This window comes from Chlamydia pecorum E58 (assembly GCF_000204135.1).
Classification (GTDB): domain Bacteria; phylum Chlamydiota; class Chlamydiia; order Chlamydiales; family Chlamydiaceae; genus Chlamydia; species Chlamydia pecorum.
The window spans coordinates 115,464-134,571 of record NC_015408.1 but is presented as its reverse complement, the minus strand read 5'-3'; the positions used below and the strand labels follow the sequence as shown (position 1 = coordinate 134,571).

Sequence of the window (19,108 nt, the reverse complement as noted above, 5' to 3'; positions counted from 1 at the left end):
AGGGTAACATGCTTTCTTGGATTTATTGTTCCTTACTTCCTTCTTTGTTTTTGAGCATAAGCACAATATCTGCTGCAACAATTGTGTTTACAATCGCTTTAGGGAAAACTGTGATTCGTAGATTGCAGAGCTCTAACTTTTTAGATCAAATTGCTAAGGAGCATTGTGGAAAACTTGAAGCTCTCCATAAAGACAAAGCTCATGTTCCTACTGGAGGAGGCATCCTTTTATTTCTCGTATTTTTGATGGCCCTGATAGTTTGGATGCCGTGGTTTAGACTAATAACATGGATCATGCTTGTCCTGGCATGCTGTTGGTGCGGGTTGGGATGGTACGATGATGCGATCAAAAATAAGAAGAAAAAGGGACATGGGTTAAAGGCAAAACATAAGTTTTTTATTCAGGTGTGCATTGCGATTGCAACGTTGGCAGTATTGCCGAAAGTTTATGGTAGCACACAACCTTTATTTACCTTGCAAATTCCCTTTTACTCTAATTATGTGCAGTTTCATTCGTTCTTAGGAAAGATTTTTTGTTTGGGATTAGCAGTCGTCGCAATTGTTGGGACGTGTAATGCAGTAAATATTACAGATGGTTTAGATGGCCTGGCCGCAGGGAGCTTCTGTTTTGCCTCCTTAGGCCTTCTTCTTGTTGCGTTATATCGGCCCATGGCTCCAGAAATCACCTTGGAGGTCTTAATTGTTTTGGCAACCCTAATAGGTATGGGAGCGGGATTTCTATGGTATAATAGCTTCCCAGCTCAGGTATTTATGGGGGATACGGGATCTTTATTGTTAGGTGGGTTGTTAGGATGTTGCGCGGTAATCATGAGGGCGGAAATATTTTTGGTGATTTTTGGCGGAGTTTTTGTTGTCGAGGCGGGATCCGTCATTTTACAGGTGCTCAGTTGTAAACTCCGAAAAAAGCGGATATTTTTATGTTCTCCATTGCATCATCATTTCGAATATAAAGGTGTTCCTGAACCTAAGATTGTACAACGCTTTTGGCTGTTTGGGGTCTTTTGTGTTTTTGTTGGGGTTGTGGCTTTATTTTGGGGATATTAAATGTCTCGACATGTTGTGGTTTTAGGTGCCGGGGTCTCAGGAAAATCTTTAGCGAAATACTTTTATCGTCTCGGGGATCATGTTACGATTGTAGATCGTTCTTTAAAGGCACTACACAATATCCCTGAGTCGCATGTAAAGCTTTTAGAAGGGACGCAAGAGCTTCCTAAACAGGTTGATTTTGTCGTGCGCTCTCCAGGAATTCCTCCTACGCATGCATGGGTAATAGAGGCGAAATCTCGAGGGATTTCTGTAGAGACAGATATCCAAGTAGCCTTAAAAAGTCCAGAATTTCAACAATATCCTTCTATAGGTGTCACAGGGTCAAATGGAAAGACTACAACGGTGAGTTTTTTAACGCATTTGTTTCATACACTGGGACTCTCCGCAGTATCTATGGGGAATATTGGCACGCCCATTTTAGAGCTTCAGGGAGTTTCAGGAATTCGTGTTGTAGAGATAAGCTCATTTCAACTAGTAGATCAAGAAGAGAGGATCCCTGTGTTCTCTTCTGCCGCTTTGCTGAATGTATGCCAGAATCATCTTGACTATCACGATACGATGGATGCCTACATGATGGCGAAAAGCCATATTGCTAATTATGTGCAAGATCCTCAAACTTTATGGGTTGGGGAGGGGATTTCTTTAGGAAAGCCTTATCGGGCGTATTTTGAAGAGACTCAAGAAATTTTGGATAAAGCAAGTGCATTAAAACCAATATACTTGCATGATAGAAGTAATTACTGTGCTGCCTATGCTTTGGCTAAGGAAGTCTGTCATGTTCCTCTTGAAGGTTTCCTTTTGGCAATACAGACTTTTAAAAAGCCCCCACATAGAATAGAGTATCTTGGGAAAAAGCATAATGTGCATTACTATAACGATAGTAAAGCGACAACAGTTGAGGCTGTAAAACAAGCCCTTATTGCTTTGGGGAGCAAGGTGATAGTCATATTAGGGGGTAGAAATAAGGGTGGAGATTTCTCCGCTCTCTCTTTTGTTCTCTCTCAAACAGCAAAACATGTTATAGCAATGGGAGAGTGTCGAGAAGAAATTGTTCAAGCTGTGGCAGGTGTTGTTCCTGTATGTATGGCTCATAAATTAGAAGAAGCTATAGAGATTGCGCAAGCGCTTGCTAGTGCAGGAGATTCTATCCTATTATCCCCAGGGTGCACAAGCTTCGATCAATTTCAGAATTTTGAAGAACGAGGGATTTTCTTTAAGAAATTAGTTGGAGAAATGGAGGCTTTGAGTTCTTTATGAATCGCAGAGATATGGTAATCACTGCTGTTTTGATGAATGCAATTTTGCTTGTGGCTTTGTTCGCCACGTCAAAGCGTGGTGTAGTAAAAAATTATGCAGAGAATTATTCAGAGTTTTCCTCTGAAAAGATTGTCAAAGTTCTTGCCCCTGAAGAGAAACTCCCAGAGGCTTCTCAAGTGGCTGCTGTCGTTCCTGCACAGCCAGTTCCCGTAGCTAAAGAGGTCTTGGCAGCGCAGTTTATGGAAGAGCAACATATTGTGGTTTCTCCTCAACAGCCTGCCCAGGAAGCTCAAGAAGTGCAGCAGCAACCCCAGCCTGTTGTGGAGGAACGGAAGGAGGCCTTCACTACAGTGATTGTAAAGAAAGGGGATTTCCTAGAGCGTATAGCGAAAGCCAACCATACGACAGTGTCTACTCTGATGCAGTTGAATGATTTGTCTTCAACACAATTAAAAATTGGTCAGGTATTAAAAGTCCCTGTTGTGGAGCAGGTTGCTACTCAAAGTTCCCGCCCCGAAACATTGAATCCTGAAAATTACTATACTGTGCAAGAAGGGGATAGCCCTTGGACTATTGCTTTAAGGAATCATATTCGTTTAGAGGAACTACTTCGACTCAATAATCTTGATGAGCATAAGGCAAGACGGATTCGTCCTGGGGATCAACTGCGTATACGATAGAACCGCGCGTATTTTATGAAGTGGTTTGTCGTTTCTTGTTTATTAGGGATTTTCTCCTTAGGGTTAATCATGGTCTTCGATACTTCTTCTGCAGAAGTGTTAGATCGCTCTTTAGCATGCAGTACCCATAAAGCTTTACTTCGTCAAGTAACCTATCTTATTCTTGGTCTAGTGGCATCTTCTGTTATCTATATGATAGGATGGGAAGATTTCCTTAAGATGAGCCCAGTATTTTTGCTTGTAGCAAGCGTGGTTTTGATTTTTATATTAATTCCTGGCGTTGGGATTTGTAGAAATGGCGCGAGACGTTGGATAGGGGTTGGCCAGCTAGCTCTACAACCTTCGGAGTTTGTCAAATATCTTATCCCTATAGTCGCTATAGAGTTCCTCGGGACCTATCAGCAATATCGCCAGAACTTTCTACAGTTTCTAAAACTCTCAGTAGGTTTGTTTCTCCCCATTTTCCTAATTGCAGTAGAACCAGATAATGGCTCAGCTGCTGTGATTGCATTCTCTTTGATCCCTGTATTCATTATGATGTCAGTACGTTGGTGGTATTGGCTTGTGCCTCTGATAGGGATTATCTGTTGTGGGGGGTATCTAGCGTATAGAATGCCTTATGTACGCCATCGCTTAAATGTGTATCTTCATCCTGAATTAGATATTAAAGGACGAGGGCACCAGCCGTATCAGGCGAAAATTGCTGCTGGTTCAGGTAGACTTATCGGAAAGGGCCCGGGAGCAGGATTGCAAAAGCTTACCTATTTGCCAGAAGCACAAAATGACTATATCGCTGCAATTTATGCTGAGGAATTTGGATTTATAGGGATGGTGTTTCTGATCTTGCTTTACATGTGCGTGATTTACGGGGGGTATGCGATCGCTATTCGTGCAGTTTCAGAAAAAGGTGCTGCACTTGCAATCGTTATTACTGTAATTCTTGGTATGCAGGCGTTCATCAATCTCGGAGTGGTTTCTGGTCTACTGCCTAGTAAGGGTGTGAACCTCCCTTTTTTCAGCCAAGGAGGATCTTCATTGATCGCAAATATGTGCGGAGTTACCTTATTATTAAGGGTTTATGATGAAGGGCATGCGTAAGGTAATTTTAGCTGTTGGGGGGACTGGGGGACACATCGTTCCTGCATTAGCAACGAGAGAGCTCTTTCATAGCAAAGGCGTAGAGACATTGTTAATAGGGAAAGGCTTAGAAGGACATCCGGTAATACAAGACAATAATGTAGCATATAGAGAAATTCCTTCAGGCCTTCCAGCATTAGCTTCTCCTTTAGTGATGTTACGTCGAGGGAAAGCGATACTTGCAGGATATCAGCACTCTTTAAAAGTATTTCGAGAGTTTGAACCTGATCTTGTTGTAGGATTTGGAAGCTACCATTCTCTCCCCGTAGTATTAGCCGCAGCCAGGAAAGGTTTGCCTATGTTTTTGCATGAGCAAAATGTTGTGCCAGGCAAGGTAAACCAGCTGTTTTCCCGTTTTGCCAAAGGGGTAGGAGTAAACTTTTCTACTACAGCAAAAAGGTTCCCTTGTCCTTCTCGCGAGGTATTTGTCGCAAGAAGGACGCAAAAACAACATGTACAGTGTTCTGGAAGTCCGAGGATCTGTGTGGTTGGAGGGTCTCAGGGGGCAAGAATATTGAATCAGATAGTTCCTAGAGCTCTATGTCAGCTTAGGGAGACATTTCCGAATATCCATGTGCATCATATTGTTGGCCCTATGGGGGAAATTAGAGACGTGGAGGTTTGTTATACACAGGGGGAGATTTCCCATTGTGTAAAACATTTTGAAACGCACATGCTTGATGTTCTTATCTCTTCAGATCTTGTAATTAGTCGTGCAGGAGCTACAATTTTAGATGAACTTCTGTGGGCAAAGACCCCAGCGATTTTTATCCCTTATCCAGGAGCATATGGCCATCAACAAGCGAATGCGCAATTTTTTGTAGAGAATATCCGGGGGGGAGAGATGATTTTAGAAACGGAGTTGAACGAGAAAATATTGGTCAAAAAAGTCATGCTTGCTCTAGATTCTCAAACTAGTGAAGCCAGAAGGCAATCTCTGTGTAATTATGAGAAGCACAGATCTCGGATCTCCTTTTATCAGTTTATTTGTGAGCACTTATAGGTAAGGATATGCGCACAACGCCTCACTATCATTTTATTGGGATAGGCGGTATTGGAATGAGTGCATTAGCACACATCTTGCTGGACAAGGGATTTTCAGTGTCCGGGAGTGATTCTTCGCAAAATTCCATCATAAATAAGCTAAAAACTAAGGGAGCTTTGTGTTTTTATGGCCATCATGAAGACCATATTCCTGAGCATGCAACTGTGATTTATAGCTCGGGGATCTCCGAGGATAACGTAGAATTTTGTAAAGCAAAACAGCGAGGGCTTCCTCTGCTTCATCGCTCGCAGTGCTTAGCAATGCTTATGGAAGAAAGCACAAAAATTCTTATATCAGGAAGTCATGGGAAAACTACAACGACTTCTTTGATCATCGCAATTTTTCAAGAAGCAAAAAACGACCCCTCTTATGCTGTTGGAGGCCTAAATTCGGAATCTCTGAATGGCCATGCAGGGAGCTCCTCGATATTTATTGCAGAAGCCGATGAGAGTGACGGCTCCTTAAAGCACTATGCTCCCGACGTTGCCGTCGTGACAAACTTAGATGAGGAGCATCTTGTTAATTACGATGATGACCCTGAAAAGCTCTTAAAGGCAATGCAGGAGTTCTCAAATAAAGTCAGAGATTCCCAAAAGGTATTTTATAATGGAGATTGCCCCCAGCTAAAAGGGGAGATCTCAGGAATTACCTATGGGTTTTCTCCATCCTGTCAACTGCAGGTCGTATCTTTCTATCAAAGGGAATGGCAGAGCTCATTTTCCTTTATCTTTTGTGGTATAGAATATCAAAATATCGAGCTCAATCTCCCTGGCCGGCATAACGTCCTGAATGCTGCTGCAGCCTGTGGGGTGGCATTGACTTTTGGGATTGAGATTTCTGTGATTCGTAAGGCTTTGAAGAAGTTCCCAGGAGTGCAACGGAGGTTAGAACAGAAAAATTGCTCTAATAAGTATCTTTACCTTGAAGATTATGCCCATCATCCTGTGGAGATTTCCCATACCTTACAAGCTGTCCGTGATGCTGTAGGGTTGCGGAGGGTCATTGCAATTTTCCAGCCACATAGGTTTTCACGACTGCAAGCCTGTTTAGATCTGTTTCCTCATGCGTTTAAAGATGCTGACGAAGTGATTTTAACAGATGTCTATAGTGCTGGAGAACCCTTTGTAGAGATCTCCATGGAACAGCTTAGCAACCAAATTGCTTTGAAGTCTCTTGTGAAGTGCTCTTATATTCCTTTTGATCAGCTTGTGCAGTTTTTGAAAGAGAAAATTCGTGTTCATGATGTTTGTATTTCCCTAGGGGCAGGAAATATTCATGTTTTAGGAAGTGCCCTAAAGAACTTTGAACCTAGAAAGTTATCTATAGGGCTTGTATGTGGGGGGAAATCATGTGAGCATGAAATCTCTCTACTTTCTGCTCGCCATGTTTCCCATAGGTTTTCTCAGGAGTACTATGACTGTACATTTTTTGTCATCAGCCGCGATGGATTATGGAACGTTGTTCAGGATTTGAATACCCCCCTTCCTAAGGAGCAGGGAAGCCCTGTATTATCTTCAGAAATTGCCAAAGCCTTGCTAAGTATCGACTTTTTCTTACCGATATTGCATGGCCCCTTTGGGGAAGATGGCTCTATACAGGGATTTTTTGAAATTTTAGGGAAGCCTTACGGAGGACCAGATTTGCTTCCTGCTGCGATCTCTATGGATAAACTCATGACAAAACGCGTTGCGTCTGCTGTAGGGGTTCCTGTAGTCCCCTACCAAGAGCTCTCGTTGTTTGCTTGGAAAAGAAATCCTGAAGGTTGTATCCGCAGCATATTGGATATCTTCACGTTCCCTATGGTTGTGAAATCTTCGCATCTTGGATCTAGCTTGGGGATTTTCCTTGTAAACAATAAAGAGGAGCTTGAAGAGAAAATTTCAGAGGCTTTTCTTTATGATACAGATATTTTTATTGAAGAGAGCCGCTTAGAGTCTCGGGAAATCGAAATTTCTTGTATAGGCCAGCCTTATAGCTTTTATATTGCAAAACCTAATGAAAGGCGTGGTTCTCAGGGATTTATTGGGTACCATGAGAAATATGGCCTGAATGGAATATCCAGTGCTAGGATTATCTTTGATTTGCAGCTTCCTAAAGAATCAGAGAATCGTGTAAAAGAGTTCGCAGAACGCGTATTTAAAGCGATCCAAGGTAAAGGTTGCGCTAGGATAGATTTCTTTTTGGATGAAGAAGGAAACTATTGGCTTTCAGAAATCAATCCAATCCCGGGAATGACAGCGTCGAGTTCTTTTTTAAGAGCTTTTGAACAATCCGAATGGTCTGCAGAAAAAGTTCTAGATTATCTCATTATAGAAGGTTTACATAGATTCGACAAACAAGAGAAAGTTTTGAGAGTTCCGCATCCTACGTGTGATTACGCAAAAAAAAGCTAAAAGAGAAAAACCTCTTTTAGCTTTTTAACTCTAAAGAAAAATTAACATTGAGAGTGGGAACCACAGCAACATTTACAAGAAGAAGCTAAAAACTCTTCTTCTATAACCTCAAGTCCCTCATCGTTTACGATATCCTCTTGAATGACTTCTTCGTCCTGATCCGAAAACTCAGGCTTAGAATCATAATAAGCATCACTATACACAATATTTTCCCCATTTTCTGGTTGCACTAAGTCTACTTGCACCTTTTTTCTTAATCTAGCACACACACGCCTAAGAATAGTCCTCAAAGCATGTATAGTGTTGCCTCTTCTTCCGATAATTTTTCCAATATCTTGAGGCGCTACACGGATCTCTACTTTGATAGACTCCTTAGCTTTATCTTCAACAGATGAAATTTGAACAGCTTCAGGATCAGCAACTAAATTTTTAACGATATAAGCTACAAACTCTTCCATAAAATCCAAATTAAATTGAGACGTAGATTACAACCAATGTAAGATTATATTTTTCTATTTCGTGGAAGGAGTATAGCTTATCAGGGGAAAAAGTCAATGTTTATTCATGATTTTGAACACTGGTATTGAAGCCATTGTAAATACGCAGGATTTCCCTTTTCTATAGGGACCAGAAGGACTTCTGGGCAGGAATATGAACAGGTTTGTTGGATTTTCATAGTGATGCTTGCAAAGTGCTTTTTTAGAGTTTTGATCTGTACAAGATACTCTTCATGAGAAGTTAACTGTCCTTCCCAGATATATAGAGATTCCCCTTTAGGAAAAATGTGCACACACGCAGCTAAGTGTTCTAAGACAAGAAGTTCGGCTAGCATTACTGCTTCTTTTTTAGAGGAAAGTTGGGAGAGAACTAAAACGGGTTGCATTGTTGTTTTAATAGTAATGTGCAAGGAAATCTCAAATCATAGATGTAAGAGCAATTAGAATCTATTAAAGGATGCTTTTTTGCTTGTTTATATAGTTGAATTGCAGAGGAAAAATCTTGTTTAGGAAGACGTAAAAAGTCTCCAGATGGTAGGGAAATAAGGATTTCTCCTGGGTAAGTGTCGTATGTTGTTAAATCTATAGTCATTGATAGGCTTGGGAATTCTTGAAGGAGTCGAGTAATTAATAAAGTTTTCTCTTTTGGGATGTTGGAAGAGGAAAGATCGTGTTCTGGGAAAAATACCTGAGGGAGATTAAGAGAAGGGAAATATGGAAGGCAAGGGAATAGGTCTCCTTCGAGATCGAATAGCATGTTAGATTGGTTTGCGACATAGGCCATAGGATCTTTCAATGCGTAGAAAATAGCAATCCCTTTGTAATCAGGGACTTTTTTGATGGATAGTGAAGAAAAGATTCCTAGGCGGTTTAGGGTGTTTTCTGCCTGTGTTATGGAAAAGCTTTGCAAAGAGGTAGATTCATCTGCAAAAAGCCCTAAAAGTTCAGAGAAGACAATTCCGGGGAGTTTATGCAAGCTTGTAGGTTTTAAAAAGAGGTTTTTTATGGGGTAATCTTTTGTTTTCGAGATAAGAGCTTGGTTAGGAAAAAGTAATAGACAAAATGTTGGGACACAGATTAACGCACTTAAAAAAATCACAGTAAAAGCTGTAAGTACAGAGTACTTAGGGCCTGGAGAGAAAATGCTCTTAAAAAAAAATCTGGCCATGAGAGTACATTGTTTTTTATTTTTATCGTAAATAATATACCTAATATTTTCGAGATGCTGTTGGAGATACTTCGTATGGATATCACGATCAGGGAATATGGAGAGATTATTGTTGTTTCTTTGCAAGGAGCTTTGGATGCTGTAGCAGTGCCAAAAGTAGAGGAATATCTCCAACAGCAAATTTCCTTAGGTAAGCATAAAATTGTTATAAATATGCAGGAAATGCACTATATCAGTAGTGCTGGGATTCGTCTTGTCCTGTCTATATTCAAGTTCCTACAAGGATTGCAGGGAAGATTATGCATATGTTGTATGCAAGATCAGGTCGCTGAAGTGTTGCGTATGGCTGGGGTAGACCAACTGTTATCATTGTGTCATTCAGAACAGGAATGTTTCAGTAAATTTTAGTTTTGGGTATGTTGCTACCAGAACCTACTGCTTTATCTATAGAAATTGAGCAGCGTCTTGAGCCTCAAAAGCAGTTCGTGAAGCTATTTAAACGTACAGTGATTTTGCTTGCAGGCCCTACTGGCTCAGGGAAAACCGAGGTTTCTTTAAAATTAGCTTCTATGATTGACGGGGAAATTGTCTCAGTAGATTCTATGCAAGTTTATCAAGGCATGGATATTGGCACGGCTAAGGTTCCCTGGGAAATGAGGCGCGTTATCCCACATCATTTAATTGATGTGTGTCATGTTCAAGAGCCTTTCAACGTTGTCGATTTTTATTATGAAGCTATCCACGCGTGTCAAGCAATTTTTGCAAGAAATAAAGTGCCTATTTTAGTTGGGGGTACAGGCTTTTATTTTCATGCGTTTTTAGCTGGACCTCCGCAGGGCCCAGCAGGAGATGTCTATGTACGCTCCGCGTTAGAGGCTCATGCAGAAAAGGTTGGTTTGGCAGCTCTTTATGAAGAAGTAAAGTCTTTAGATCCTCAATACGCCTTAACGATTACGAAAAATGATCGCAATAAAATTATTCGTGCCTTGGAAATTATGAGAATTACTGGAAAGCGTGTCAGTGATCATAAGTGGAATGACCGTCCTGTCTGCTCATCAGAGTACTCTTGTCGTGCTTGGTTTCTTTCTCCCCATCAAGAGATGTTAAAACAGCAATTATATATTCGCTGTGACAAGATGCTTCAAGAGGGATTGCTAGAAGAGGTGCGAAACCTTTTGGCTCAGGGGATAAAACACAATCCCTCTGCGGCAAAAGCTATAGGGTATCGCGAATGGATAGAGTTCATAGAATGTGGAGAGCCAGAAGATCATTATTTAGAAGTCAAACAAAAATTTTTTTCTAATAGCTGGCGATATACGAAAAAGCAAAGAACATGGTTTAAGCGCTATAGCATGTTTCGAGAGCTCCCTACGCTAGGGCTAACTGCGACTTCCATTGCAGAAAGAATTGCAGAGGATTACCATCTCTATGGGTAAGAAATTGTCTCGATGCGCTGAAAGAAAGAATTTCTTTCTACAGGAATAAAGCCTGCTTTCTGGATGATCTCGCGGATTTCGTTTTCAGTGCTTTTTAGTTCCCATCCTGCACACTTATGCACGCTTTCATCTAAAATGGTGCCTCCAAAATCATCAGCACCATAATGTAATGCTCGAGCTCCAACTTCCTTCCCCTCTCCAAACCATGAAGCAGCTATATGGTCGAAGTTGTCTAAAAAGATACGTGCTACTGCCAAAATACGATAATACATCTCTTCTGTATGTCTTGGAGGGATTTTTTTGCCCAGAGGAGAGTTTTGAGGCTTATAGCTCCAAGGAATAAAGCTCAGAAAGCCGGGGCATTCATCTTGAGCTTCACGTAGTGATTCAAGATGGATCAGGATATCTTCCAATGTTTCTACATGACCAAACATCATAGTTGCTGTGGTCCGAAAGCCGACCTTATGACTGAGCTTATGAAAATTTAACCATCCGCCAGGGCCCATTTTTTTAGGAGAGATAAGTTTTCTAACGCGCTCTGAAAGAATTTCTGCACCACCCCCAGGAATAGTTCTTAACCCAGCTTGCCAAAGCCTATTGAGAGCTTCTTCTTCACTGATACGAGAAACTAAAGCTGCATGGTGAATTTCAACAGCAGAAAAAAAATGTGGATGTATAGAGGGGAATTCTTGTACGGTAACACGAACTAAAGACTCCAGATAATCTATACCAATCGTAGGATGAACTCCTCCCTGTAACAAGACTGTTTTGATTCCTAGCGTTGTATAATATTTTAATAATTTACGAAAATCCTCAAGAGACAGTAAATAAGCATCTGGAGAGTGTGGTTTTCTATAAAAGGCACAGAACGTACAATTCATCTTACAGATGTTTGTATAATTTGGATTCGCATCGAGGACATAGGTAACTTCTTTATTGGGATGTCGCTGTTCTCGAATGGCGTTTGCCAACTGTTTAAGCTCTGACAATGGAGAGGAAACCAGTATTTCTAGCCCTTCTTTAAAGGATAGTCGATGGGAGTTCATAAAACAATTGACGATAAAGAGCTCGGAACGCACACTTTACTCTCTACAGATTTTCTTTTCAAGTTCTACCCTATTGTTTTATGGATACCTCAGATAACAGTTTTTCTTCAGAGCAAACAAGGCAAGGTCAAGGCGTTTTAACAGAGTCAGGTGAGAGGTGTATGCGGGGAAATAAGATAGCTTCGGAAAATGCTCTTGCAATGTTTCTAGAAGAATTGACAAAATTTCCTTCGTCAGAGGAGCAGATCACATTTAGCTTGGATCGGATGGAGGAAGCCTTGAATGATGCAACAGACGCTAATCTAAGGCTTTTTTGGGCAATACGTAAGCATTGTTTGCCTTTATTCCATCAGGAAAAGGATGCTGGAAAGAAAGCTGAGTCTTGGAATCGTTACCTAGAGCTTACCAAAGAAGGGCGCCGCATTAAGGCTCTTGCTGATGGTGATGGTGCTTTTGTGACAGATCAAATTGAGCTGGCGATTTCCTGTTTAGAAAAAGACGTGAATACAGCCTTGCAAAATGTAAATAGTGATGATGTTGACGCTGTATTTTTAGAAACGCAGGCACTAGAAAAGCATCGCGAATTTTATAAAACTCAGCATGCGACTCTTGTATGGTTAAGTAGTTTTTCTACGAAAATTGTAGCGCTTCGTAAAGAGCTCATGAATGTGGGAATGCGGATGAAGTTGAAAAGCGAATTTTTTCAGCGGCTATCTGTATTGGGAAATCAAGTATTTCCTTTGCGTAAAGAGCTTATAGAAAAAGTTAGTGGTGTTTTCCACGAAGATGTCAATGCGTTTATTTCAAGATATTTTGCAAAAGCAGATAAAGCTGCTTTGAAGCGTTCTGTTTTTTTTTTAAGAAAGGAAATAAAAAATCTCCAGAACGTTGCTAAGAAACTTTTTGTTTCTTCTAATATATTTTCTGAAACACGTTTGAAGCTCGGCCAATGTTGGGATCAGCTAAAAGGGCTAGAAAAAGAGATCCGACAAGAGCAGGGGCGGTTGCGTGCGGCTTCTGTTGAAAACTCTAAGGAAGTAAGGGGGCTTTTGGAGGCTGCAGAGAAGATCGTAGAAGAGGAAGAGGATCTCATTAAAGTTCGTAAGCACTTGGAAGGTATAGCAAAGCGTATCCGAGCATTAGATCTTGTGCATGACGATGTGGTTGCATTGAAAGCAGAACTCCAGGTCTTATTTGACCGGTTACATGTAAAGCAAGAAGCTGCAGAGCAAATTTATCAGGAACGCTTATTAAAAGAGAGCCTAGCAAAACAAGAGGCAATTCAAACGATGTCCTCTCGGATAGTTGAGTTTTCTCAAGCTTGTGAGGCTGGAAATATTACTTCCTCTTCTAAGGAAGAGTGGCAGGAGCTTAAAGAGGCTCTTGCAAAGATGAATTATATCCCTCTGCCTGAAAAAATTTCTTTAGACAACCAATTGAATCAAGCTTTGACAATGATTACGAATTTTTTTGAAGAGCGGTTATTATCGTCTTCGGATTCTCGAGAAAAGCTTGAAAATATGCGTCAAGTCTTGTCGCAGCGTCTCGAGCGTCGCAAGGAATTAAAAGAAAAATTAGAGAAAGACAAGAAGTTGCTGGGGTCTTCAGGGTTGGACTTTGATCGCGCTATGCAGTACAGTTCTCTTGTGGAGGAGGATAAACAAGCTCTAGAGGAGCTAGATCAAAGTATTTTAATGTTGAAAAAGCAAATCCAGCAGATGTTATGACGCGGTGTTGTATCTATGCTTTCGACTTAGATGGGACCCTTCTTCAAGGAAATAGTAGTTGGAAGTTCTATCGTTATGCTCTACTTCACCGACTCTTTCCTTATAAGAGTGTTCCTAAGTGTGTCGCAAGATTTTTAGGTTTTAAATTTTTTTTTTTAGATTTACCCTCTCTCTATACTCAAATTGTAAATCATCTGTTTGTCAATGTTTCTCAGGACAGTTTGTATAGTTGTGCTAGAGATTTTGTTGATAGTTTAACGACCAAAGATTTTTACGCTCCAGCTATAGAAGGTCTTGAAGAAGCCTTTAATGCCCCTAATAGCCAGGTGATTTTATTTTCTTCTTCTCCAGATTTTATTGTTGGCCCCATAGCAGAACGTTTGGGGATTCAGCTGTGGTATGCTTCATCTTACCAAAAAGAATCTGCAGAGCGATTAATCCAGAATAAATGTTTAACGGGAGAGAAAAAGGCTAGGATCTTGAGCTATCTGAAAAAGATTTGCCAAGCCAGAAGTCATACATTTTCTGATCATATTCTTGATTTGCCGTTTCTTCTCTTGGGAGAGGAGAAAACAGTGATTCGTCCTAGAGGGCAGTTAAAGAAAATGGCAAAAAAGTGTTACTGGAATATCATTTAGGGGGATTAAAAAAAGCTCGACCTTATCTTGGATAATCGGGTATTCTCGAGCGGATCTCTATGGAGTTATTTTATATTAATTTATTGAAGACTATAGCTAAGATTATTGATCAGAAAAAGGGCAATAATCCTGTAGTTTTAGATGTGAGCAATCTTTCTGCATTTACAAACTATTTTGTATTTGCCGAAGGAAACGTTTGCGTACATGTTAAAGCTTTAGCAGATGAAATCATTGTTGAATTAAAAAAACAAAATGTAATTCCTCTGTGTGTAGAGGGCCTAAATCATAGTGATTGGGTAGTTATAGATTATGGATTCATTGTTATTCATTTGTTTGTATCCTCGATTCGAGCGCAATATCGTTTGGAAGAGTTGTGGAAAGATGGTTCCATTATTACCTCAAAACTTCTAGCCTCTTAATGGAGCAAAGAGCTGTATGAGTAGAAAACGAGTGGTTGTTACAGGATTAGGCGTAGTCTCATGCTTGGGCAATGAGATAGATACCTTTTATGATAATTTACTTGCAGGTGTCAGTGGTGTTAAAACAATTACTTCCTTCCCATGTGAAGACTATGCTACGCGATTTGCTGGTTGGGTCCCAGAGTTTAATCCAGAGCCTTATTTAGATAAAAAACAAGCTCGTCGTGTGGATCCTTTTATTACGTACACTATGGTTGCTGCGAAAAAAGCTATAGCGATGTCTCGATGGGACAAAGAGCACCTTCCTGCAGATCCTTTGCGTTGTGGAGCTATTATTGGCTCAGGAATGGGGGGATTAGCAACCTTTGATGAAGGGATGGAAAGGATTTTAGTCGCAAATAAAAAAGTATCTCCCTTTTTTATCCCTTACATTATTACCAATATGGCTCCCGCCTTAGTTGCAATGGATTTTGGACTAATGGGGCCAAATTTTTCTATATCCACAGCATGTGCAACCTCAAATTACTGCATAGAAGCTGCGTATCAGCACTTAATTTCAGGACGAGCAGATATGATTGTTTGTGGAGGTTCTGAAGCTGCTGTGAATCGTATAGGATTAGAAGGCTTTATTGCAAATCGTGCTTTGTCGGAAAGGAATGATGCCCCAGAGAAAGCATCTCGACCTTGGGATCGTGATCGTGATGGTTTTGTTATGGGAGAAGGAGCGGGAATCCTTGTCTTAGAGACCTTAGAGAATGCTTTGCGTCGAGAAGCTCCTATTTTTGCTGAGATGCTTGGAGGGTATACCACATGTGATGCCTTCCATATTACAGCACCTCGGGATGATGGAGAGGGCATTACAGCATGTGTACTTGGGGCATTAGAATCTGCTGGGATAGCAAAAGAGCGTGTGAATTATATCAATGCTCATGGGACTTCTACACCTCTTGGGGATATTTCTGAGGTTTTAGCTATGAAAAAGGCTTTTGGTAGTCATGTGAAGAATCTTCGTATGAACTCTACGAAGTCTTTAATTGGTCATTGTCTTGGAGCCGCAGGTGGAGTTGAAGCAATTGCAACGATTCAGGCAATTCTCACAGGGAGGCTTCATCCGACAATTAATTTAGAAAATCCTATTGCTGAAATAGAAGATTTTGATGTGGTTGCAAATAAAGCCCAAGATTGGGATATTGACGTGGCAATGTCGAATTCTTTTGGTTTCGGTGGACATAATTCAACGATATTATTTTCGAGGTATGAACCCTAATTATGATGAAGGCACACTATGAGTATTCGTTTGGTATTATTCCAATAAAATTTTTTGGAACTCCGGATAAAGATACATTAAAAGCTTGTTTTATTTGTCACACGAAAGGGAGACATTGGGGGTTTCCTAAAGGGCATCCTGAAGACGAAGAGGGGCCTCAAGAGGCTGCAGAAAGGGAATTCATAGAAGAAACGGGCTTGGGTATTGTAAAATTTTTCCCAAAGGTTTTCGTAAATTCTTATTCTTTTACTAATGATAACCAAGAGTTTGTGCGGAAGGAAGTTGTATATTTCTTAGCTGAAGTCCAGGGCGAAGCACATGTTGATCCAGTGGAAATCTGTGATCTTCGTTGGCTATCTTTCCAGGAAGGAGCTCGTTTAATCGCTTTCCCTGAGTTGCAAGAGATTTCTATAGATGCCGATAAATTTATCAATAACTATCTTTTTTCTTCATAAAGGAGAATACTCTCCTTTATGAGGTGGTTACAGAATATTCTTTGCCGATGTAGGCGAGGTAATCTTCGTGCGCTAGCTCAATAACTCTTTGAGCTTCTTTTTTACCGTAAATCCCGATGATTTCTATTTTTGCAGCTTCTCCTCGGATAAGGCTTTCTGGAGTTGCTTTATAGGTTAAAAAGTAGTGCTGGATCATGTCTAAAACTGTCCCTGGACAATCCGAAACATCATTAACCTCAGAAAAGACAAGATCATCCTCTAATACCGCAATGATTTTATCATCAGCTTCTCCTGAGTCAATAATACGAAGGCCTCCAATTGGACGAGCTTGAAGTAAAATATTTCCTTGATTTATCTTTTTTTCCGTAAGAACACAAACATCCAAAGGATCTTTATCTCCTTGGATATTGTCCCTGCGGATTTGCTCTCCGCTGTATTTCCCAGAGGCTTCTCCACAATAGGTTTGAGGTAATAAACCATAAAGACACGGACAGAGATTAGAAAACTTTTGAGGACGATCTACTTTTAAGAGGCCTGTAGCTTTATCTAATTCAAATTTTACAGAGTCTTCGGGGGTAATTTCTATGTAGCAACACAGAGTTTCATAGTTGTCTTGAGTTAGTGTAGGGCCGTGCCAAGGATGGACAATATTTAGAGGAGGTTTACACATAAGCAGCTCTCTTTGCTGAATTTATTAGACTAGTGTCATCAGGCTATCATGTAAGAGTTTTTAAGAAAAGATCACGCCTTGCTTGAATTGACTTTTAATTAATTTTATAGAATACTTACTTTTTAATTTTGTAGATTTTATGAAATACTCTCTAGTTTTTAAAGACTTAGAAGTTGCTGATTATGAGCGTGTTCTTGAGGTCACCTGTGAAGAAGTGGGGCTTCATGCGATTATTGCGCTTCATCAAACGGTGGTAGGCCCAGCTTTAGGGGGAACACGAGCTTCTGTATACAATTCTTTTGATGACGCATTGACAGATGCATTACGTTTATCTCGAGGCATGACATATAAGAGCATCATCTGTGGCGCAGGAACGGGAGGAGGGAAAAGTGTGATTATTCTTCCTGCTAGTGCTCCTGTATTGACAGATGATATGCTGAGAGCTTTTGGTCAGGCAGTGGAATCTTTAAAGGGGAAGTATATTTGTGCTGAGGACCTTGGCGTTTCTGTGCGAGAGATTGCTATTATCGCAGAAGAAACTTCCTATGTTTGTGGGGTCGATTCTATTAGCGGGAATCCTTCGATCTATACGGCTCATGGGGTGTTTTTATGTATGCAAGAAACAGCAAGGAAACTTTGGGGCTCTTCATCTTTAAGACAGAAGAAAATTGCCATTCAAGGCGTGGGTTCTGTAGGGAGACTGTTGTTGCACTCTCTGTTTTTTGCAGGAGCTGAGTTGTACGTTTCAGATATTGTCGAGGCTTCTGTAGATTTTGCCGTAAAACTCTATGGAGCGACACCTCTTTCTGGAGAAGAGCTCTTTGCTTTAGATTGTGATATTCTCTCCCCTTGCGCTCGAGGGAATGTGATCCGTAGAGATAACGTAGGCAGCTTGCATTGTAAGGCTATTGTTGGAGCAGCAAATAATATTTTAGAAGATGCATCTATAGGTGCAGTACTGCATGAGAGAGGCATCGTATATGCTCCTGATTATTTGGCTAACGCCGGGGGATTAATTAATGTGGTGTCTGCTGTAGGCAGTGATTATGATCCGAAAGCAGTACTATCTCGAGTAGAACAGCTTCCTAAAACCCTTAGAGAGTTGTATTCCCGATGTGAAACCTTAAATAAGGACACTGCAGAGCTTGCAGATCTTTTAGTAGAAGAGAGACTCGCTGCGCATCTTTCATAAAGAGGAGAGCGTAGGGAGGATATGCAAGTCGCGCTGTAGCACCTGTAATATCGTTTCATGAATTTCTAGACTTCCAGAGGCTAGGATAATTGGATGGTTGTCTAACACAAAGTCTTTTCTCCCATAATCTAAAGGTTCGCCGAAGACATCTGTAACTATGCCGCCGGCTTCTTCTACAAGGAATGCCCCCGGAGCATGATCCCAAGTGCGCGCTTGCGTAGGGACAAAGGGATAGCGGATAAAAAAGTCTGCGAACCCTTCCGCAACTAAAGCATATTTGTATTGGCTTTCTGTTCGGAAGGCCTGAGGAGTTCCTGGGAGACTTAGCCCTAACAACCGGGTTGTGTAGTGTTGTTGGTTGCTAGCAGCAAGGGAGGCTTCGCAGTAACGATAAGCTCGGGGTTTTTTATTGTTAAGGGGGAGCTTTTCTGTGCTTCCAGGGCGATAAATAGTTAGCCCAAGACCTTTTGCTGCAGAATAGATAGTTACGTTGCGTGCATAGGAGGGACAGGCCATTACTGCCAAAATAGGGGAGCCTTCATGAATTAAGGTGAGGGCTATAGCAAAAGAACGTTTTCGGATAAATCCTGAAGTCCCATCAATTGGGTCTGCGAGCCAGAACAAGGATGAGGGAAGTTGCTGAGGGGTTAGGGTGTTAAGTAGATCAGCTTCTGTGACTTGAGGATCAAAGTTGCGTAGGAAAGCTAGAATTTCAGGGAGTTTTTTAGCGTCTTCTTTAAGGGTAAGGACCTCCTCCCCAATAAAAGGAATGTCGGGGAAAGCTTGTCTTAGCTGTTTTTTCAGGAAATATTGTACGCCATAATCTGCTGGAGTAACAAACGAGTTGTCGGGCTTTTCCCACACCGTCATTAGGGAGTGTCTTTGTTGATAATGAACGAGATGGATAGCAATTTCTGTGACCACATTTTCTGCGAGAGACTGGTAGTCAGGTAAATGAGACCACATGGCGTATTCCCTAAGTAACAGAATAAGGATGCTATCAAATGTTGGGAT

General features: G+C 40.9%; 20 protein-coding genes. 14 read left to right on the top strand and 6 right to left on the bottom strand.

All coding sequences use genetic code 11. The annotated features are described in order from the left end of the window. The first annotated feature begins 8 nt into the window (after positions 1 to 8). From mraY to G5S_RS00580, 6 genes are read left to right on the top strand one after another with little or no spacing between them, the layout of a single operon-like run. Complete coding sequence (gene mraY, locus G5S_RS00605; protein ID WP_024010743.1) at positions 9 to 1,064, top strand: phospho-N-acetylmuramoyl-pentapeptide-transferase; 1,056 nt, start codon at positions 9 to 11, stop codon at positions 1,062 to 1,064. Continuing rightward, complete coding sequence (gene murD / locus G5S_RS00600; protein WP_013712236.1) at positions 1,065 to 2,324, top strand: UDP-N-acetylmuramoyl-L-alanine--D-glutamate ligase; 1,260 nt, start codon at positions 1,065 to 1,067, stop codon at positions 2,322 to 2,324. Further along, positions 2,321 to 3,004: a LysM peptidoglycan-binding domain-containing protein gene (locus G5S_RS00595; protein ID WP_021756884.1), complete on the top strand. Its 684-nt coding sequence runs from the start codon at positions 2,321 to 2,323 to the stop codon at positions 3,002 to 3,004. Before murD ends, G5S_RS00595 begins: the two co-directional genes overlap by 4 nt. A 15-nt stretch (positions 3,005 to 3,019) precedes the next feature. Next, positions 3,020 to 4,102, top strand: coding sequence for a putative lipid II flippase FtsW (gene ftsW, locus G5S_RS00590; RefSeq protein ID WP_013712234.1), 1,083 nt, complete (start codon positions 3,020 to 3,022; stop codon positions 4,100 to 4,102). Next, a complete protein-coding gene (gene murG, locus G5S_RS00585; RefSeq protein WP_148290059.1) occupies positions 4,083 to 5,144 on the top strand; it encodes an undecaprenyldiphospho-muramoylpentapeptide beta-N-acetylglucosaminyltransferase in 1,062 nt (353 codons plus the stop codon). Before ftsW ends, murG begins: the two co-directional genes overlap by 20 nt. 8 nt (positions 5,145 to 5,152) lie before the next feature. Next, on the top strand, positions 5,153 to 7,579 hold the full coding sequence (locus G5S_RS00580) for a bifunctional UDP-N-acetylmuramate--L-alanine ligase/D-alanine--D-alanine ligase (protein WP_013712232.1): 2,427 nt from the start codon (positions 5,153 to 5,155) through the stop codon (positions 7,577 to 7,579). A gap of 41 nt (positions 7,580 to 7,620) precedes the next feature. Here the strand turns inward: G5S_RS00580 and G5S_RS05070 are convergent, their stop codons facing one another. From G5S_RS05070 to G5S_RS00565, 3 genes are all read right to left on the bottom strand, one after another. Further along, the gene (locus tag G5S_RS05070) at positions 7,621 to 8,037 is read right to left on the bottom strand and encodes a KH domain-containing protein (RefSeq protein WP_021756881.1); all 417 of its coding nucleotides are present in this window, start codon (positions 8,035 to 8,037) and stop codon (positions 7,621 to 7,623) included. Between the two features lie 104 nt (positions 8,038 to 8,141). Continuing rightward, positions 8,142 to 8,411, bottom strand: a complete 270-nt coding sequence (gene cutA / locus G5S_RS00570; RefSeq protein WP_230469032.1) for a divalent-cation tolerance protein CutA — start codon at positions 8,409 to 8,411, stop codon at positions 8,142 to 8,144. Positions 8,412 to 8,446: 35 nt separating this feature from the next. Further along, on the bottom strand, positions 8,447 to 9,244 hold the full coding sequence (locus G5S_RS00565; protein WP_041466992.1) for a hypothetical protein: 798 nt from the start codon (positions 9,242 to 9,244) through the stop codon (positions 8,447 to 8,449). Between the two features lie 75 nt (positions 9,245 to 9,319). Here G5S_RS00565 and G5S_RS00560 point away from each other — a divergent pair, with 75 nt between their 5' ends. Further along, on the top strand, positions 9,320 to 9,652 hold the full coding sequence (locus tag G5S_RS00560; protein WP_013712228.1) for an STAS domain-containing protein: 333 nt from the start codon (positions 9,320 to 9,322) through the stop codon (positions 9,650 to 9,652). An 8-nt stretch (positions 9,653 to 9,660) separates the two neighbouring features. Beyond that, positions 9,661 to 10,680: a tRNA (adenosine(37)-N6)-dimethylallyltransferase MiaA gene (miaA, locus tag G5S_RS00555; protein ID WP_013712227.1), complete on the top strand. Its 1,020-nt coding sequence runs from the start codon at positions 9,661 to 9,663 to the stop codon at positions 10,678 to 10,680. Here miaA and mqnC read toward each other — a convergent pair. Next, the gene (gene mqnC, locus G5S_RS00550; protein WP_013712226.1) at positions 10,671 to 11,726 is read right to left on the bottom strand and encodes a cyclic dehypoxanthinyl futalosine synthase; all 1,056 of its coding nucleotides are present in this window, start codon (positions 11,724 to 11,726) and stop codon (positions 10,671 to 10,673) included. The two genes, miaA and mqnC, sit on opposite strands and share 10 nt — an antisense overlap. Before the next feature lie 80 nt (positions 11,727 to 11,806). Between mqnC and G5S_RS00545 the strand changes: the two genes are divergently transcribed. From G5S_RS00545 to G5S_RS00525, 5 genes are read left to right on the top strand one after another with little or no spacing between them, the layout of a single operon-like run. Continuing rightward, positions 11,807 to 13,453, top strand: coding sequence for a hypothetical protein (locus G5S_RS00545; protein WP_041466991.1), 1,647 nt, complete (start codon positions 11,807 to 11,809; stop codon positions 13,451 to 13,453). Continuing rightward, positions 13,450 to 14,091, top strand: a complete 642-nt coding sequence (locus tag G5S_RS00540; protein WP_013712223.1) for a haloacid dehalogenase-like hydrolase — start codon at positions 13,450 to 13,452, stop codon at positions 14,089 to 14,091. Before G5S_RS00545 ends, G5S_RS00540 begins: the two co-directional genes overlap by 4 nt. A 59-nt stretch (positions 14,092 to 14,150) precedes the next feature. Beyond that, positions 14,151 to 14,510, top strand: a complete 360-nt coding sequence (rsfS, locus tag G5S_RS00535; protein WP_013712222.1) for a ribosome silencing factor — start codon at positions 14,151 to 14,153, stop codon at positions 14,508 to 14,510. Between the two features lie 16 nt (positions 14,511 to 14,526). Continuing rightward, a complete protein-coding gene (gene fabF / locus G5S_RS00530) occupies positions 14,527 to 15,777 on the top strand; it encodes a beta-ketoacyl-ACP synthase II (RefSeq protein ID WP_013712221.1) in 1,251 nt (416 codons plus the stop codon). 2 nt (positions 15,778 to 15,779) lie between these two features. Continuing rightward, complete coding sequence (locus tag G5S_RS00525) at positions 15,780 to 16,232, top strand: bis(5'-nucleosyl)-tetraphosphatase (RefSeq protein ID WP_013712220.1); 453 nt, start codon at positions 15,780 to 15,782, stop codon at positions 16,230 to 16,232. 16 nt (positions 16,233 to 16,248) lie between these two features. Here the strand turns inward: G5S_RS00525 and G5S_RS00520 are convergent, their stop codons facing one another. After that, on the bottom strand, positions 16,249 to 16,902 hold the full coding sequence (locus G5S_RS00520) for an inorganic pyrophosphatase (RefSeq protein ID WP_013712219.1): 654 nt from the start codon (positions 16,900 to 16,902) through the stop codon (positions 16,249 to 16,251). A gap of 139 nt (positions 16,903 to 17,041) precedes the next feature. On the opposite strand from G5S_RS00520, the gene G5S_RS00515 reads away from it, so the two are divergent. Then, positions 17,042 to 18,094: a Glu/Leu/Phe/Val dehydrogenase family protein gene (locus G5S_RS00515; RefSeq protein WP_013712218.1), complete on the top strand. Its 1,053-nt coding sequence runs from the start codon at positions 17,042 to 17,044 to the stop codon at positions 18,092 to 18,094. Here G5S_RS00515 and G5S_RS00510 read toward each other — a convergent pair. Beyond that, entirely contained in the window at positions 18,089 to 19,060 is a 972-nt protein-coding gene (locus G5S_RS00510; RefSeq protein ID WP_013712217.1) for an inositol monophosphatase family protein, read from the bottom strand. The genes G5S_RS00515 and G5S_RS00510 overlap by 6 nt on opposite strands. Positions 19,061 to 19,108 lie beyond the last annotated feature (48 nt).